The following is a 14,785-nucleotide window of genomic DNA, read 5'->3' as shown; positions in this document are numbered from 1 at the left end:
GCATGACGAACGAGTGGGGAACTCCGGACCCGTCCGCCCGGCGAGACCGGTCCGCGGAGGTCGTCCCGGCGGCCGCCTCCGGCGAAGAGGTGGAGACCGCCCGCGTCGAGGACGCCGAGCGCGCGCTCGCCGTGCGCGAGGTCAAGCGGCGCCGCGACTTCCTGGGATCGGTCGGCGGATGGGCGAGCGTCTCGGCGATCACGACCGCCGTCTGGGTCGGCACAGGGGCCGACGGCTACTTCTGGCCGATCTGGCCGATGATCGGGATCGGGATCGGCGTCGTCGGCCAGGCCGCGTCGATCTGGGGTCCCGCCCGCAAGGAGATCACCGAGGCGGACATCGCCGCCGAGATGCAGCGCCGGGAGAAGCGCGGCCGCTGATCAGTCCAGGCGGCCGACCGAGGTGACGCGGACGACGGCCGCACCCTGCTCGTCCGACTCGGCGAGGTCGACGGTCGCCGAGATCCCCCAGTCGTGGTCGCCGGCCGGATCGTCGAGGATCTGCCGCACGAGCCACTGCGTCGGCTCCTCCGTGACGAGCAGCATCTTCGGCCCCCGGGCGTCGGGCCCGATGCCGATGCTGTCGTGCTCGTCGTAGTAGTCGTCCAGCGCGGCACCCCACGCGTCGGCGTCGAAGCCGGCGGCGGCGTCGAGCTCGCCGAGCGCCTCGTGGTCGTCGAGGGCGGCGAGGGTCACCCGGCGGAACATCTCGTTGCGCACCAGCACGCGGAAGGCGCGGTGGTTCGCGGTGAGGCGGCGCGGAGCGGGCGGCACGATCGCCTGGTCGGCCGCGTGGAGCGCCGGATTGACCAGCTCCTCCCACTCGTCGACCAGCGAGGAGTCGACCTGGCGCACGAGCTCGCCCAGCCACTCGATCAGGTCGTGCAGCTCCTCGTTCTTCAGCTCGTCGGGGATGGTCTGCCGGGCCGCGCGGAACGCGTCGGACAGGTAGCGCAGCACCAGTCCCTCCGAGCGGGAGAGCTTGTAGAACGCGGTGTACTCGCCGAAGGACATCGCCCGCTCGTACATGTCGCGCACGACCGACTTCGGCGAGAGCTCGAAGTCCTTCACCCACGGCTGCGCGGCGGTGTAGGTCTCGAAGGTCGCCTCGAGGAGCTCCTCGAGCGGCTTGGGGTGCGTGACGGACTCGAGCAGCTCCATCCGCTCCTCGTACTCGATCCCCTCGGCCTTCATCGCGGCGACGGCCTCGCCGCGGGCCTGGAACTGCTGGGCCCCCAGGATCGGGCGCGGGTCGTCGAGGGTCGCCTCGAGCACCGAGATCACGTCGAGCGCGAAGCTCGGCGACTCCGGGTCGAGAACGTCGAACACGGCCAGCGCGAACGGCGAGAGCGGCTGGTTGAGCGCGAAGTTCGGCTGCAGGTCGACGGTCAGGCGGATGCGGGTCACGCCGTCGGCGCCGACGCTCTGCTCGACCACTCCCGCCTCCCGCAGCGTCCGGTAGATGCCGAGCGCCCGGCGGGCCAGCTGCAGCTGCCGCTTCCACGGCTCATGGTTGTCGAAGATCAGGGCGTGCACGTTCGCGTAGGCGTCGCCGCCGCGGGCGATCACGTTCAGCAGCATCGCCGAGGTGATCGTCATGTGCGAGGTCAGCGTCTCGGGCTCGGCGTCGACGAGCTTGCGGAAGCTCGGCTCCCCCCAGCTGACGAAGCCCTGCGGTGCGCGCTTGGCGACCCACTTCCTCCGCTTCTTCGGGTCGTCGCCCATCTTGTCGAGAGCCTTCCGGTTCTCGGACTCGTGCTCGGGGGCCTGCACGACCACGGTCCCGGCGGTGTCGTACCCGGCGCGGCCGGCGCGGCCGGCGATCTGGTGGAACTCGCGGGCCGAGAGCTGGCGGGTCCGGGTGCCGTCGTACTTGGTCAGCGCGGTGAGCAGCACGGTGCGGATGGGGACGTTGATGCCGACGCCGAGGGTGTCCGTGCCGCAGATCACGCGCAGCATGCCCTGCTGGGCGAGCTGCTCGACCAGGCGGCGGTACTTCGGCAGCATGCCCGCGTGGTGCACGCCGATCCCCAGCCGGAGCAGCCGGGAGAGGGTCTTGCCGAACGCGGTGGTGAAGCGGAAGCCGCCGATCACCTCGGCGATGCGGTCGCGGTGCTCGCGGGTGGCGATGTTCGCGCTGGTGAGCGCCTGCGCACGCTCGAGAGCGGCCGCCTGCGAGAAGTGCACGACGTAGACCGGCGACTGGTTCGTCGAGAGCAGCTCCTCGATGGAGTCGTGGATCGGCGCGATCTCGTAGAAGTAGTGCAGCGGCACCGGGCGCTCCACGCCGGTGACCCGGGCGGTCTCCCGGCCCGTGCGGCGGCTGAGGTCGGCGGCGAGCGCTGTCACGTCGCCGAGGGTGGCCGACATCAGCACGAACTGCACGTGCGGGAGGGTGAGCAGCGGCACCTGCCAGGCCCAGCCGCGCGCCGGGTCCGCGTAGAAGTGGAACTCGTCCATCACGACCTGGTCGACCGGGGTGTCCTCGCCGTGCCGGAGCGCGAGGTTCGCGAGGATCTCGGCCGTGCAGCAGATGATCGGCGCGTCGGCGTTCACCGAGGAGTCGCCGGTGACCATCCCGACGTTGGAGGCGCCGAAGACGTCGACCAGCGCGAAGAACTTCTCGGAGACGAGCGCCTTGATCGGCGCCGTGTAGAAGCTGCGGCGTCCGGAGGCGAGCGCCGCGGCGTGCGCGCCGATCGCGACGAGCGACTTCCCGGTGCCGGTGGGCGTCGAGAGGATCAGGTTGGAGCCGGAGGCGATCTCGAGCATGGACTCGTCCTGCGCCGGGTAGAGCGGGAGGCCGCGCGACTCCGCCCACTCGGTGAAGGCCAGGTAGACCGCGTCGTCGTCGACGCGCCCGTCCGCGTCGGGCGTCGGCATCCGGTCGAGCAGCGTCGAGGTCATCCCCCCATCCTCCCAGCCCGTGGGCCGTCGCTCGGGTGCGATCCGTCACGGACGGCCCGTGCGCCCCCGCCTCACGGGCCGCGGGTGACGGATCGGTCCGCCGGAGCGAGGGCCCCGTCGACGAGTCCGACGACGCGGTCGGCGTCGGCCAGCACGGCGGGGTCGTGCGAGACGCAGACCACCGTCGCGCCGCGGTCCGCCTCCGCGCGCAGGACCGACCGGATCCGCTCCGCACTCGCCGAGTCGAGGCCGGTGGTGGGCTCGTCCAGGAGCAGCAGGCCGGCCCCGCGGGCGAGCCCCTGGGCGAGGAGCGCCCGCTGCCGCTGACCGCCGGAGAGCACCGCGAAGGGCTCCCGGGCGAGCGCGGCGATCTCCATCCGCTCGAGCGCGGTGGCGATCGCGTCCGCCGCGCGCGCGTCGCTGCGGCGGAGGCGGCCGAGCCGACCCCAGGTGCCCACCGCGACCACGTCGCGCACCGTCACCGGGAGGCGGTCCGGGATCGACGCCCGCTGCGGCACGAAGGCGATCGCTCCGGTGACGTCCCGCGTGCCGGACGTCAGTGGACGCACTCCCGCGATCACCTCCAGGAGCGTCGACTTGCCGGCGCCGTTCGGCCCGGCGATCACGGTCAGCGAGCGCGCGGCGACGTCGAGATCGACCCCCGCGAGAGCGCGGCGGGAGCCGAAGTCGACGTGAGCGCCTCGGAGGCGGACCGGGGGCTCGGGCAGGGGTGAGACGTCCATCCCGACGAGCGTACAGGAGTGATAACTGTTCTCATTATCGTGTACGGTCGGGCACCATGCCCAGCCTCCTCGCCGGAATCCTCGAGCCGTTCGCTCTCGACTTCCTCCAGCGCGCCCTCCTCGGCGGCGTCCTCGTCGCGGTCCTCTGCGGCGTCGTCGGCACCTGGGTGGTCCTCCGCGGGATGGCCTTCCTCGGCGAGGCGCTCGCCCACGGGATGCTCCCCGGCGTCGCCCTCGCGACGGTGCTCGGCGCGCCCGTCCTCGTGGGCGGCGCAGCCAGCGCGGTGCTGATGAGCCTCGGCATCGCGGCCCTGCAGCGGCGCGGACGACTGTCCTACGACACCAGCATCGGCCTGCTCTTCGTCGCCATGCTGGCGCTGGGGGTCATCGTGATCTCGCACTCGGGCAGCTTCGCCACGGACGCGACCTCGATCCTCTTCGGCGACATCCTCGCGATCACTCCCGTCGACATCGGGCTGCTCGCCGCCGCCGCCGGAGTCGGCCTCCTCGTCGCAGCGGCCTTCCACCGCCCGCTCGTCGCCCTGGCGCTGGATCCGCGCATCGCCGCGGTGCTCGGCCTCGGTCCGCGCTCGGCTCAGGCCGCGCTGGTCGGCCTGGTGACCCTCGCCGTCGTCGCCTCCTACCAGGCGGTCGGCTCGCTCCTCGTCGTCGGGCTCCTGCTGGCTCCCGCGGTGGCCGCCGGTCACTGGACCACGCGCATCCCGACCCGGATGCTGCTCGCGTCGATCCTCGGCGCGGCCTCCGTGCTCGTCGGCCTGCTCGTCTCCTGGCACGCGGCCACGGCCGCGGGCGCCTCGGTCGCCGGCACGGCCATCGCGGTCGCCGCGGTGTCCTGGGCGGTCCGCTCGGCCGCGTCGGCCCTCGCGTCCCGGTCGGGCCCTCAGCCGGTCGCCGCATGAGGCCCTGCCGGCACCGCTCCTCCCCCGCTCACCCTCGAAAGGACTCCGTGCACTCCCGAACCACCGCCTCCACCGTCCTCCTGGGCGCTCTCGCGCTGGGCCTGGCCGCCTGCTCGACCGATGCCTCCGCGCCGGCCGCGGACGACACGGGCTCCGGCCACGGCGCCGTCGCGAACGCCGCCGAGCTCGCCGAGCCGCGCCTGGGGCTGACGTCGATCGACCCGTCGGGCGCCGTGTCGCACCTCGACCTCCTCGACGAGACGGTCACCGGCCTCGGCACCATCGGCGCACCGAGCGCGATGACGACCGACGGCCGCTACCTCTTCGCCCAGACCGATGCGGGCGTCGAGATCGTCGACAGCGGCGTGTGGACCTGGGACCACGTGGACCACTTCCACTACTACCGCGCGGACCCCCGCCTGATCGGCACGGTCGAGGGCTCCGGGACGGCCGTCGTCGCCACGACGAACCTCTCGACCACCGGCGGAACCGGACTCTTCTTCCCCGACTCCGGCGAGGCGGTCCTCCTCGACACCGAGGCGCTGTCGAAGGGCGCGATCGTCGAGCGGTTCCGGAAGGACGTCGAGCCCGGACCCGGGATGGTCGTGCCCGTCGGCTCGTCCGCACTGGTGACCGAGGGGTCCGGATCCGGAGCGGCCGTCGCCGGCTACGACTCGGACGGCGAGCCGACGGGCCTCCGCGAGGCCTGCCCCGACCCCGCCGGGACGATCACCACCCGCGTCGGCGCCGTCATCGGCTGCTCCGACGGCGCACTCCTGGCGTCGATCGAGGACGAGGAGCTCATCGTCGAGCGGATCCCCTACCCCGCCGGCACCACCGCGCCACCCGCCGCCTCCTTCGACAACCGTGAGGGCCGCCCCACGGTCGCCGGCCTCGCCGGGGACGCGGGCATCTGGCTCCTCGACACCCGGGAGCGCTCCTGGAGCCTCCTCCCCTCTCCCGCCCCGCTGGCGCAGGTCACCGCGGTGGACGACGCGGACGAGACCGTCCTCGCCCTCGCCGCCGACGGCCGCGTGCTGGTGCTCGACGGCTCCGACGGCGCGGTCCTCGCCGAGACCGCGCCCCTCGTCGCCGACACGACCGCGGACGGCTCGCGGCCCGTCCTGATCGCCGACCAGCAGCGGGCCTACCTCAGCGCACCCGCCGAGCGGAAGCTGCACGAGATCGACTACGCGGACGGCGCGCGCCTCGCCCGCACCTTCGAGACCGCCACCGAGCCGGCCTTCACGGCGGAGACGGGCCGATGAGGCGCCGCTGGGCCCTCGCGTCCGCCGCGGCGGTCCTGCTCCTGTCGGGCTGCACGTCCGCGGAGGAGGACGAGAGGCCCCTCGTCATCGTCTCCACCAACATCCTCGGCGACGTCGTGGGCGAGCTCGTCGGCGACGAGGCGCAGGTCGTCACGCTGATGAAGCCCGACGCCGACCCGCACTCCTTCGAGATCTCGGCGCAGGAGGCGGCGCGCCTGCGCTCCGCCGACCTCGTCGTCTCGAACGGGCTCGGACTCGAGGAGGGCCTGCAGCAGCACCTCGACGAGGCCTCCGGTGAGGACGTCCCCGCGTTCGTCGCCGGCGACGCCGTCGACGTCCTCGACTACAGCGAGGGCGACGCGGAGGGGAGCCCGGACTCGCACTTCTGGACGGACCCCGGCCGGATGATCGACGTCGTCGACTCCCTCGGGCCCGTGCTCGCCGCGCTCGACGGCGTCGATCCGGCCGCCGTCCGGGACCGGACGGCCGGCTACCGCGCCGAGCTCGAGCGGCTCGACTCCGAGATGGCCGCGGCGTTCGCCGCGATCCCCGCCGAGCGCCGCGCCCTCGTCACCAACCACCACGTCTTCGGGTACCTCGCCGACCGCTTCGACTTCGACGTCGTCGGCGCCGTCATCCCGGGAGGCACGACCCTCGCGGCGCCGTCCGCCTCCGACCTCGCCGATCTCGTCGACGCGGTCGAGCAGACCGGCGTCCCCACGATCTTCGCGGAGTCCTCGTCTCCCGACCGCCTGGTCCAGGCGCTCGCGAGCGAGGCCGACATCCGCGTGAAGGTGGTCGAGCTGTTCACGGAGTCCCTGACGGGGCCCGAGGGCGGCGCTCCCGACTACCTCGCCATGATGCGCGTCAACACGCAGCGCATCGCCACCGGGCTCTCCCCGTGAGCCCTCCGATCCACCACCAGGAAGAAGAAGCACCCATGCAGAATCCCCACGTCCGGCGGGCGGGCCTCGGCCTGATCGCCGCCTGCTCGATCACGGTCCTCGCGGCCTGCTCGTCGAGCTCGACCCCGGCCGCCGAGTCCTCGGCGTCCACCGCACCGGCCACCGAGGCCGCGGCGGCCGCCGGCGCCCGCGTCGCCGTCGCCTACGAGGGCGGCATCCTCGTCCTCGACGGCGAGACCCTCGAGACCGTCGCGGACATGGACTCCGAGGAGTTCACCCGCCTCAACCCCGCCGGCGACGACCGCCACGTCATGGTCACCATGAGCGAGGGGTTCCAGCTCCTCGACACCGCCGCCGGCACCGGCGGCGAGCCGGAGCTGACGGACATCGTCTTCCCCGCGGACACCCCGGGCCACGTCGTCCGGCACGCCGGGAAGACCGTCCTCTACGCCGACGGCACGAGCGACACGACCGTCCTCGAGACCGCCGACCTGGCGTCCTCGGACGGGATGCCCGAGACCGAGACCATCCCGGGAGTCGAGGCGCACCACGGCGTCTCGATCGTCCTCGAGGACGGCACCTTCCTCACCACGGTCGGTGATGCCGACGGGCGCACCGGCATCGAGGTGCGCGACGCCTCCGGCGCCGTGACGGCCACGAACGACCAGTGCCCCGGAGTCCACGGAGAGGGCACGGCCGAGAACGAGGTCGTCGTCTTCGGCTGCGAGAACGGCGCCCTGGTCTACGACGGCGGCGAGATCACGAAGCTCGAGGCTCCGGACCAGCCGTACGGCCGCATGGGCAACGCCTGGGTCAGCGAGACCAGCCCGATCATCGTCGGCGACTACAAGGACGACCGCGACGCCGAGGGCTACCTCCTGCACCGCGTGGCGCTGATCGACACCGAGGCGAAGACCCTCGACGTCGTCGACCTGCCCGAGGGCGTCGAGTACACCTTCCGCGGCGTCGCCCGCGGCCCCGACGACCTGGCGTACATGATCGCCTCGGACGGCGCGATCCACGTCCTCGACCCCGAGACCGGCGAGCTGACCGCCTCCTACCCCGTCGTCGACGCCTGGGAGAGCCCGGTCGAGTGGCAGGACCCGCACCCCGCGATCACGGTCGCCGGGGACATCGCCTACGTGACCGACCCGCCCGCCGACAGCATCCACGCCGTCGACCTCACCACGGGAGAGGTCGTCGCCACGGGCGAGCTCGACGTCACGCCGAACGAGATCGCCGTCGCCGCGAGCTGACCATCGGCACCGAGGAGGGGCGCGGGGCCGTGGGCTCCGCGCCCCTCCTGTTCACCTGGAGGGGCCAGGATCTCCGCATGACGACCGACTTCGATCTCGACCAGGTGGTGCGCGACGTGACCGCGAACGTGCGCAAGAAGTTCCCCGACCACTCCGAGGAGCAGGTCGCGCCGCTCGTGCGCGAGGAGCTCGCGGACCTGCAGGACCGGCCCGTGCAGGACTACCTGACGGTGCTCACGGAGCGAGCGGTCAAGCGCCGCCTCAAGCGCGAGGCGCGCGGGGAGTAGACCGGGTCAGGCGAGCGCCCGCTCGATCGACGCCCGCAGCGCCGGAGCCGGCCGGAACGCGCCCGCCTCCTCCGCCTCGAGGAGCGCCTGCGCGTCCGCCGGGCTGTGCTCGCGGTACCAGCGGTCGACCGGGACGCCGTGCCCGGGCCGGCTCAGGACCTCGACGGCGTCGCCCGCCTCCACCGATCCGCGGTGCAGCACCCGCAGGTACGCGCCGGTGCGCCCCTCGTCGGCGAAGCGCTTCACCCACTGCGGCTCTCCGAGGGCCCGCTGGAACGTCGCGCACGGCGTCCGCGGCATCGTCACCTCGACCTCGACCGCCTCGCCGATCCGCCAGCGCTCGCCGATCGCGGCTCCGCTCACGTCGAGGCCCGCGATCCGCAGGTTCTCGCCGAACATCCCCGCGGCAACCGGCCGCCCCAGGCGCTCCGCCCACCAGAGCGCGTCCTCGTCGGAGTAGGCGTAGAGCGCCTTGTCGAGGCCGCCGTGGTGCGCGCGATCGGCCTGCACGTCGCCGTAGAGGCCCAGGTCGCGCACTCCGACGGGACCCTCGACCGGCCGCTTGTCGATCGCGGTCACGCCGACCGTGCCGGAGTCGGGCAGGAGGCGGGCGACGCGGCACACGGCGAGCAGGCGGGGCATGCCGCCATGGTGCCAGCACTAGGCTCGCCGCGTGCGCGACGCGACCGCTCCTCCCCGGCTCGACCCCCTCCTCCTCGACGGCCTCGCCGAGGGGTACGCCGGGGACACGGGCGCCCGGGAGCACGCCGAAGGGCTGCGCTTCGCCGGCACCGACCTCACCGGCGCCGATCTCACCGCGGCCTCCTTCAGCGAGTGCGCGCTGGAGGGAGTGGTCCTGGACGGCGCCCAGCTGCGGGCCGCGTCGATCGCGGAGTCGCGGCTCGAGCGGCTGGACGTCCCCGGGCTCTCGGCGCCGCGGAGCCGGCTCCGATCCGTCGAGCTGCTCGCCTCGCGGCTGGGCTCGGCCGAGCTCTACGAGAGCACCTGGGAGCAGGTGCGCGTGGCCGACTGCAAGCTCGGCTACCTGAACCTCCGCGGAGCCGCGGTGCGCGACGTGCTGCTCGAGCGCTGCACGATCGACGAGCTCGACCTGGCGGGTGCGACCGGCACGCGGCTGCGCCTGGTCGACTGCGACGTCCGCTCCCTCGATCTCTCCCGGGCCCGGATCGAGCACCTCGATCTGCGCGGCGCCGAGCTGCACGTGCTCACCGGGCTGGACGGCCTCCGCGGCGCCACCCTCTCCGAGCTGCAGCTCAGCCTGCTGCTGCCGCTGTTCGCGGAGCACTTCGGGGTGCGGGTGGGCTGAGCTGCCGGTCCGCCTAGCGCCGGCGGGCGATCAGCCGCGTCAGAGCGCGGCGGCCGAGGAGGAACACGGCCAGCACGACGGCCGTCACGATCACGAAGCTCCACTGCACGCCCTGCCCGGAGGCGATCCGCAGGAGCATCCCGCCCGCGACGGTCACCGCCCAGACGACGAGCCCGGCGGGCACGATCCGGTCCGGGGAGCGCCACGAGCGCGTGACGACCCAGCCGAGCAGGAGCGCCGCCAGGAACGGCCAGAGCGTGGTGAGCAGGCCGATCAGCGCCGACCCCTCGTCGTGGCTCCCGCGGCCGATCAGCACGAAGACCAGGACGAGCACGGCGTCGAGGCCGAGGCCGAGCCCCGCGTGCCGGGTCATGCGGGCTCCGTCACGAAGTCGATGAGCTGCTCGACCCGGCCCAGCAGCGCCGGCTCCAGGTCCTGGAAGGTGCGCACCCGGCCGAGGATGCGCTGCCAGGCGCGCGCGATGTCGGCCTGCTCCTCGTGCGGCCAGCCGAGCGCCTCGCAGATCCCGTGCTTCCACTCGGTTCCGCGCGGGATCTCGGGCCAGCGCTCCAGGCCGATCCGGCCGGGCTTCACGGCCTGCCAGACGTCGATGTAGGGGTGGCCGACGACGAGGACGTGGGCGCCGTGCGGACCGGCGGCGACCTGCTCGGCGATCCGCGACTCCTTCGAGCCGCGCACCAGGTGGTCGACGAGCACGCCGATGCGGCGCCCCGGACCGGGCCGGAACCCGCGCACCAGCTCGTCGAGGTTGTCGACGCCCTCGATGTACTCGACGACGACGCCCTCGACCCGCAGGTCGTGGCCCCAGACCTTCTCGACCAGCTCGGCGTCGTGCCGACCCTCGACGTAGATGCGGCTGGGCAGGGCGACCCGCGCCTTCGCGTCGGCGACGTGGAAGGAGCCGGAGGCGGAGCGCGCGCGACCGAGGCCGGCGTCGCGCTTCAGCCCGGGCGCCTTCAGCGACACGGGCTTCCCCTCGAGGAGGAACCCGGGCCCCAGCGGGAACACGCGGACCTTGCCGAACCGGTCCTCCAGCCGCACCATCCGCAGCTCCACGCCGAGCACGGCACCCACGAAGCCGGAGGCGACCTCCTCGACCACCAGATCGCGCTCGGCCTCGACCACCGCCACCTCGACCCTGCCGCGGGCGCGCCAGTCGCCGGCGAGCACGTCCTGTCCGTACCTGTCCTCGTCCATCGCACCGAGGGTAGCCGGAGGCGCGCGGGGCGCCGCGCGGACACGGCGCATGCACCTCTGCTTACATGAGCAGATGACCGAGGACCTCGAACCCGCCGCCGAGCTCTTCAAGGTGCTGTCCTCCTCCTCCCGGCTGCGCCTGCTCCGGGCCCTCGCCGAGGAGACGTCGACGGTCGGGCGGCTGGCCGAGGTGACCGGGCTCTCGCAGCCGCTGGTCTCGCAGCACCTGCGGATGCTCCGCACCGCCGGGCTGGTCGCGGTCGAGCGCGTGGGCCGCGAGGCGCACTACTCCGTCGCCGACACCCACGTCACGCACATCGTCGACGACGCTGTCCGGCACGCCCTGGAGGGGTGACCTCCGTCCCTGTCGGGAACGATGATCGCTCTCGATTAGGCGCATCCATTGCAATGCGTTTATGGATCTGGTCGACTGGAGCCCGTCGCGTCCGCGGCCCCCGCATCCAGAAAGGCAGCACCATGAGCACCACCGATCTCCACGCCGAGCACCCCGTCACCGAGCACGAGCACGGCGAGGGCTGCGGCCACCCGGCCGTGCAGCACGAGGACCACGTCGACTACGTCCACGGCACGCACCACCACGCCCTGCACGGCGACCACTACGACGAGCACGAGTCGGAGGCCGAGCACTCGACCGCCGACCACGAGCACGGCGACGCCTGCGGGCACGAGACCGTGCAGCACGACGACCACGTGGACTTCGTCCACGACGGCCACAAGCACGCCGCTCACGCCGGCCACTACGACGAGCACTGAGGCCGTGCGCGACGGGAGGGCTCGCACCCTCCCGTCGGCGCTCAGCCCTGACGGGCCTTGAAGCGCGGGTTCAGCTTGTTGATCACGAAGACGCGGCCCCGGCGGCGGACCACCTGCGAGCCGGGCTGCGCCTTCATCGACCTGAGGGAGTTGCGGACCTTCACGGATGCTCCTGTCGTTAATGAGAACTGTTATCGATAGAGTAGCGGTCCATGGAGCCCCACCACCCCGCACCCCCCGTCCTCGCCGTCACCCTCGTCAGCGCGACCGACCCCCAGGACGCCGGGCGGACCGCCGCGCTCCTCGCCGGCAGGCCCGAGTCCCGGATCGCCTTCGAGGTCGATCCGCCCGGCGCCGACGGTCCCGCTCTCGCCGAGGAGCTCCACCGGCGCCTCGCGGCCGACGCCGACGACGGCCACCGCGGTCACACGGTCGTCGCCCTCGATGGCCAGGCCGACCCGCTCGAGATCGGACTCGTGCTCGAGCACCTCTGCGCGCAGCGGCATCCCGCCTATACCCGCATCGCGATCCTCGACGTGGTCGCCGTGACGTCGACGGAGGAGATCCTGCGCGTGCTCTGCGGCGGCGCGGGCCCCTCCTTCGACTCGGCGGAGCGCCTCGCCGCCCGCCTGGAGTTCTCGAGCCTCGTCGCCCTCGCCGAGCCCCTCTCCGAGAGCGACCCCGAGCGGACCGCACTCGTCCGCGACCTCCTGCGAGCACTCGCCCCCACCGCCGATCTCCTCCCCGCCGGTGAGCTCCCGGCGGCGCCACGGAGGCTCCACCCCCGGCGCGCGCACGCGATCGCCTCCTCGATGGGCTGGCAGTGCGCCCTCAACGGGACCTCGCGGCGCCGCGCCTCGGGCACGACCGTCGAGGAGTTCGTGTTCCGCGATCCGCTGCCCTTCCACCCCGGCCGCCTGAGCACGGCGGTCCACGGGGAGCTGGTGGCGGAGAAGGTGGGCCGCATCCTCCGCTCCCGCGGCCTGGTGCGCCTGGCGACGCGCGCCGACCGGGTCGGCTCGTGGTCGGTCGCCGGCGACGTGCTGACGCTGGACCCGACCAGCCTGCTCAGCTGGGACGAGGACGCGCCTCTCGGCCAGGAGCTCGCCTTCTTCGGGACGGGCCTGGACACCGGGAGGCTGACCGCCGTCCTGCAGAGCTGCCTGCTCACCCCCGAGGAGCTGCTGGTCGGCCCCGCCGCCTGGGCGGAGTACGCGGACCCGTTCCCGCGCTAGGTGGACGAGCACCGGAACTGAACCGAGCGCCCTCCGTCGCGCGGGACTCGACGAGAGCGACCCGCCAAGGACACCATTAGGCGAATGGTCCTCCGAACGCGCCATCGGACTTCTGGAACCCGCCCGATCATTCATGATCTGCGATAACCCTGCAATTGTGACTGGTGTCAAAGATGACGTTGAGAGAAGGAGATGTTCTTGCCAGGCACCAGAAGATCGGTTCGAGCGCTGCTCATGGGCACCGTACTTGCTTTCACTTCATTGGTCGCGACACCTGCGACGGCCGATCCGGGAGTCGTCACAGCGACCCGAACAGCAGAATCGACAATGCAATCTTTCGGCTTGCTCACGCCTATCGCCGCCTCCAGTGAACGCGCCGCTCGACTAGGCTCCGAATCAGAGCACCTGGAGCCGAGCGGCTCCCTCTCGACGAAGTCCGGCCTCACGGTCGAATACAGGAACCACAGCGTCGGCATCACTCCAGGAACCGCTGTCCGATCGGCGAGCGTCGGGCCTTCAGGCGCGCTCGTCTACAACATGAGCGACTCCTACGATTACGCGTTCACAGGGGCAGGCCATGTTCTCAATGCGGGCTTTGCTCTCATCAAGGACTAGGCAGCCCCATCTGATTACAGATTCGACGTGACCGTGGATGGAGAACCCGCCATCCTTGAGTTCATCGACCACTCGGTTGCGGTGAAGGATTCACACGGACGGACCGTCAACTTCATAAATCCGGCCTGGGCCTCAGATTCCACCGGCGCTCCTGTCAGGACCAGTTTCTCGATCGACGGCGGCACGCTGGTGCAGAGAGTGCATCACACGGGCGCATCCTATCCCGTGGTCGCCGACCCCAGCCTCGCCTGTGACATCGCATTCTGTACAATCATGCTCAACAGAACCGAGACGAAAACCGCGTCGCAATCTACCGCAGCAGCGGCAGGATTACTGTGCGGATCAATGACGGCCGCATTCGCCGCCCTCGGAGCGGTGTGCGGCGCTTACGGCGCCGTATTCCACGTCGCCGCAGTTCAAGCGAACAACTCTGGCCAGTGCCTCGGCGCACGCTACCTCACTATAGGTGGCTCTCTGCACCCGGTCATCCAGCGCTGTTAGAGCGCGCGAAGAACAGCGAAGGAGATTCAATGGCCTCTGATCACGATCTCAGTCGGGCGATACGCCGAGAATTGCGCAATCCCATCCTTGGAGGATTGGCGCTTCTGCTGTTCGGCGGTACAGCGGTTCTATTGCTTCTGTTCTGGTTCACCGATGCACGCGCCGTTCTCACGCCCTTCGTCGGGCCTGGAACGGGACTGGTCCTCACTGCTTTTACCGTGGAGGTAGCTCGACGCGCTAGGAGGCGCATGCGCGCGGAGGAGCGGGAGAGCTGACATCGGAGCCTCGATCGACGGAGATTCTCGTCGCGCCATTGAGCGGCGAAAATCTCCGTCGCCGGTGGAGGACATTCCGTGTCTGACCAGCCCGGCCGGTATACGCCAACCGGAGTCGAACGATCGGACTATCCAATTTGGGATGCAACCGACATCTACGGCAAACGAAGAGTGATCGACGGAGGGGACGCAGCGCGGCCGTCCACCGTGCGGAGACGACGGGCGACCGCAGCGCCGACGGGCTCCGGGACGCACGGAGCCGACCGTGCGCCGGGAGTGTGACGCGCGGAGGCTCCCTCCGGGCGGCGGGTGAGTAGGCTGACCGGACAGCACGTGCTCCGGGGTCGGTGGGAATTCCGAACCGGCGGTCACAGTCCGCGAGCCGCAGCCCCTCGAGAGGGGCGGCGGTTGACCTGGTGGAACTCCAGGACCGACGGTGAAAGTCCGGAGGAGAGGCAGCACGAGCGTCGCGCATCACCGCGCGATGCTGAGCGACGGTGCCCGCGCACCGTCGATCGAGACCCCGGAGTTCGGCGACGAACGGAAGAACCGGGA

Annotated in this window: 18 protein-coding genes and 1 riboswitch; of the genes, 12 read left to right on the top strand and 6 right to left on the bottom strand. The window is 71.9% G+C overall.

Annotated elements, in window-relative coordinates:
• Positions 1-2 precede the first annotated feature (2 nt).
• A complete protein-coding gene (locus C5C56_RS08525) occupies positions 3-380 on the top strand; it encodes a 2TM domain-containing protein (RefSeq protein WP_104222259.1) in 378 nt (125 codons plus the stop codon).
• On the opposite strand, the gene C5C56_RS08520 is transcribed toward C5C56_RS08525, so the two are convergent.
• Together C5C56_RS08520 and aztA are read right to left on the bottom strand one after the other, a co-directional pair.
• Positions 381-2,906 carry an RNA helicase gene (locus C5C56_RS08520; protein ID WP_104247346.1) on the bottom strand — a complete coding sequence of 842 codons (2,526 nt, stop codon included), beginning with the start codon at positions 2,904-2,906 and terminating at the stop codon, positions 381-383.
• Positions 2,907-2,977: 71 nt separating this feature from the next.
• The gene (gene aztA / locus C5C56_RS08515; RefSeq protein ID WP_104262877.1) at positions 2,978-3,649 is read right to left on the bottom strand and encodes a zinc ABC transporter ATP-binding protein AztA; all 672 of its coding nucleotides are present in this window, start codon (positions 3,647-3,649) and stop codon (positions 2,978-2,980) included.
• Positions 3,650-3,705: 56 nt separating this feature from the next.
• On the opposite strand from aztA, the gene aztB reads away from it, so the two are divergent.
• The 5 genes from aztB to C5C56_RS08490 all read left to right on the top strand — a co-directional run bounded on the left by aztB (position 3,706) and on the right by C5C56_RS08490 (position 8,285).
• Positions 3,706-4,569 (top strand): zinc ABC transporter permease AztB, encoded by an 864-nt coding sequence (gene aztB / locus C5C56_RS08510; RefSeq protein WP_104283876.1) that lies wholly within the window; start codon positions 3,706-3,708, stop codon positions 4,567-4,569.
• Positions 4,570-4,616: 47 nt separating this feature from the next.
• The gene (locus tag C5C56_RS08505) at positions 4,617-5,837 is read left to right on the top strand and encodes an ABC transporter (RefSeq protein WP_104250618.1); all 1,221 of its coding nucleotides are present in this window, start codon (positions 4,617-4,619) and stop codon (positions 5,835-5,837) included.
• On the top strand, positions 5,834-6,742 hold the full coding sequence (aztC, locus tag C5C56_RS08500) for a zinc ABC transporter substrate-binding protein AztC (protein ID WP_104319396.1): 909 nt from the start codon (positions 5,834-5,836) through the stop codon (positions 6,740-6,742). Before C5C56_RS08505 ends, aztC begins: the two co-directional genes overlap by 4 nt.
• A gap of 35 nt (positions 6,743-6,777) precedes the next feature.
• Positions 6,778-7,998, top strand: coding sequence for a zinc metallochaperone AztD (gene aztD, locus C5C56_RS08495; protein WP_104319395.1), 1,221 nt, complete (start codon positions 6,778-6,780; stop codon positions 7,996-7,998).
• A gap of 77 nt (positions 7,999-8,075) precedes the next feature.
• Positions 8,076-8,285 carry a three-helix bundle dimerization domain-containing protein gene (locus tag C5C56_RS08490; RefSeq protein ID WP_104262881.1) on the top strand — a complete coding sequence of 70 codons (210 nt, stop codon included), beginning with the start codon at positions 8,076-8,078 and terminating at the stop codon, positions 8,283-8,285.
• Between the two features lie 6 nt (positions 8,286-8,291).
• Here the strand turns inward: C5C56_RS08490 and C5C56_RS08485 are convergent, their stop codons facing one another.
• Positions 8,292-8,927 carry an MOSC domain-containing protein gene (locus tag C5C56_RS08485; RefSeq protein WP_104260339.1) on the bottom strand — a complete coding sequence of 212 codons (636 nt, stop codon included), beginning with the start codon at positions 8,925-8,927 and terminating at the stop codon, positions 8,292-8,294.
• Between the two features lie 31 nt (positions 8,928-8,958).
• Between C5C56_RS08485 and C5C56_RS08480 the strand changes: the two genes are divergently transcribed.
• Positions 8,959-9,612: a pentapeptide repeat-containing protein gene (locus tag C5C56_RS08480; RefSeq protein WP_104237705.1), complete on the top strand. Its 654-nt coding sequence runs from the start codon at positions 8,959-8,961 to the stop codon at positions 9,610-9,612.
• A 13-nt stretch (positions 9,613-9,625) separates the two neighbouring features.
• On the opposite strand, the gene C5C56_RS08475 is transcribed toward C5C56_RS08480, so the two are convergent.
• Positions 9,626-9,985, bottom strand: a complete 360-nt coding sequence (locus C5C56_RS08475) for a DUF3054 domain-containing protein (RefSeq protein WP_104319394.1) — start codon at positions 9,983-9,985, stop codon at positions 9,626-9,628.
• On the bottom strand, positions 9,982-10,830 hold the full coding sequence (locus C5C56_RS08470) for a DUF3097 domain-containing protein (protein ID WP_104319393.1): 849 nt from the start codon (positions 10,828-10,830) through the stop codon (positions 9,982-9,984). The genes C5C56_RS08475 and C5C56_RS08470 overlap by 4 nt, the downstream gene beginning before the upstream one ends.
• Positions 10,831-10,903: 73 nt before the next feature.
• Between C5C56_RS08470 and C5C56_RS08465 the strand changes: the two genes are divergently transcribed.
• Positions 10,904-11,185, top strand: coding sequence for a helix-turn-helix transcriptional regulator (locus C5C56_RS08465; RefSeq protein WP_104222235.1), 282 nt, complete (start codon positions 10,904-10,906; stop codon positions 11,183-11,185).
• A gap of 122 nt (positions 11,186-11,307) precedes the next feature.
• Positions 11,308-11,604 carry a hypothetical protein gene (locus tag C5C56_RS18285; protein ID WP_104222233.1) on the top strand — a complete coding sequence of 99 codons (297 nt, stop codon included), beginning with the start codon at positions 11,308-11,310 and terminating at the stop codon, positions 11,602-11,604.
• Between the two features lie 41 nt (positions 11,605-11,645).
• Here the strand turns inward: C5C56_RS18285 and ykgO are convergent, their stop codons facing one another.
• The gene (ykgO, locus tag C5C56_RS08455) at positions 11,646-11,768 is read right to left on the bottom strand and encodes a type B 50S ribosomal protein L36 (RefSeq protein WP_104226896.1); all 123 of its coding nucleotides are present in this window, start codon (positions 11,766-11,768) and stop codon (positions 11,646-11,648) included.
• A 48-nt stretch (positions 11,769-11,816) separates the two neighbouring features.
• Between ykgO and C5C56_RS08450 the strand changes: the two genes are divergently transcribed.
• The 3 genes from C5C56_RS08450 to C5C56_RS17490 all read left to right on the top strand — a co-directional run bounded on the left by C5C56_RS08450 (position 11,817) and on the right by C5C56_RS17490 (position 13,955).
• The gene (locus C5C56_RS08450; protein WP_104319392.1) at positions 11,817-12,839 is read left to right on the top strand and encodes a GTP-binding protein; all 1,023 of its coding nucleotides are present in this window, start codon (positions 11,817-11,819) and stop codon (positions 12,837-12,839) included.
• A 198-nt stretch (positions 12,840-13,037) separates the two neighbouring features.
• Positions 13,038-13,454: a hypothetical protein gene (locus tag C5C56_RS17495; protein WP_146086462.1), complete on the top strand. Its 417-nt coding sequence runs from the start codon at positions 13,038-13,040 to the stop codon at positions 13,452-13,454.
• A 27-nt stretch (positions 13,455-13,481) separates the two neighbouring features.
• The gene (locus tag C5C56_RS17490; protein WP_146086461.1) at positions 13,482-13,955 is read left to right on the top strand and encodes a hypothetical protein; all 474 of its coding nucleotides are present in this window, start codon (positions 13,482-13,484) and stop codon (positions 13,953-13,955) included.
• A 606-nt stretch (positions 13,956-14,561) separates the two neighbouring features.
• Positions 14,562-14,694: riboswitch (FMN riboswitch) on the top strand.
• Positions 14,695-14,785: the final 91 nt, after the last annotated feature.

Source organism: Rathayibacter sp. AY1D1 (assembly GCF_002932635.1).
Lineage (GTDB): Bacteria > Actinomycetota > Actinomycetes > Actinomycetales > Microbacteriaceae > Rathayibacter.
The sequence above is the reverse complement of the archived record's forward strand: the minus strand, read 5'-3'. Positions and strand labels throughout refer to the sequence as shown.

Coding starts and splice junctions, on each gene's coding strand:
- C5C56_RS08525 (WP_104222259.1), top strand. CDS start 3: ATGACGAACGAGTGGGGAACTCCGGACCCGTCCGCCCGGCGAGACCGG.
- C5C56_RS08520 (WP_104247346.1), bottom strand. CDS start 2,906: ATGACCTCGACGCTGCTCGACCGGATGCCGACGCCCGACGCGGACGGG.
- aztA (WP_104262877.1), bottom strand. CDS start 3,649: ATGGACGTCTCACCCCTGCCCGAGCCCCCGGTCCGCCTCCGAGGCGCT.
- aztB (WP_104283876.1), top strand. CDS start 3,706: ATGCCCAGCCTCCTCGCCGGAATCCTCGAGCCGTTCGCTCTCGACTTC.
- aztC (WP_104319396.1), top strand. CDS start 5,834: ATGAGGCGCCGCTGGGCCCTCGCGTCCGCCGCGGCGGTCCTGCTCCTG.
- aztD (WP_104319395.1), top strand. CDS start 6,778: ATGCAGAATCCCCACGTCCGGCGGGCGGGCCTCGGCCTGATCGCCGCC.
- C5C56_RS08490 (WP_104262881.1), top strand. CDS start 8,076: ATGACGACCGACTTCGATCTCGACCAGGTGGTGCGCGACGTGACCGCG.
- C5C56_RS08485 (WP_104260339.1), bottom strand. CDS start 8,927: ATGCCCCGCCTGCTCGCCGTGTGCCGCGTCGCCCGCCTCCTGCCCGAC.
- C5C56_RS08475 (WP_104319394.1), bottom strand. CDS start 9,985: ATGACCCGGCACGCGGGGCTCGGCCTCGGCCTCGACGCCGTGCTCGTC.
- C5C56_RS08470 (WP_104319393.1), bottom strand. CDS start 10,830: ATGGACGAGGACAGGTACGGACAGGACGTGCTCGCCGGCGACTGGCGC.
- C5C56_RS08465 (WP_104222235.1), top strand. CDS start 10,904: ATGACCGAGGACCTCGAACCCGCCGCCGAGCTCTTCAAGGTGCTGTCC.
- C5C56_RS18285 (WP_104222233.1), top strand. CDS start 11,308: ATGAGCACCACCGATCTCCACGCCGAGCACCCCGTCACCGAGCACGAG.
- C5C56_RS08450 (WP_104319392.1), top strand. CDS start 11,817: ATGGAGCCCCACCACCCCGCACCCCCCGTCCTCGCCGTCACCCTCGTC.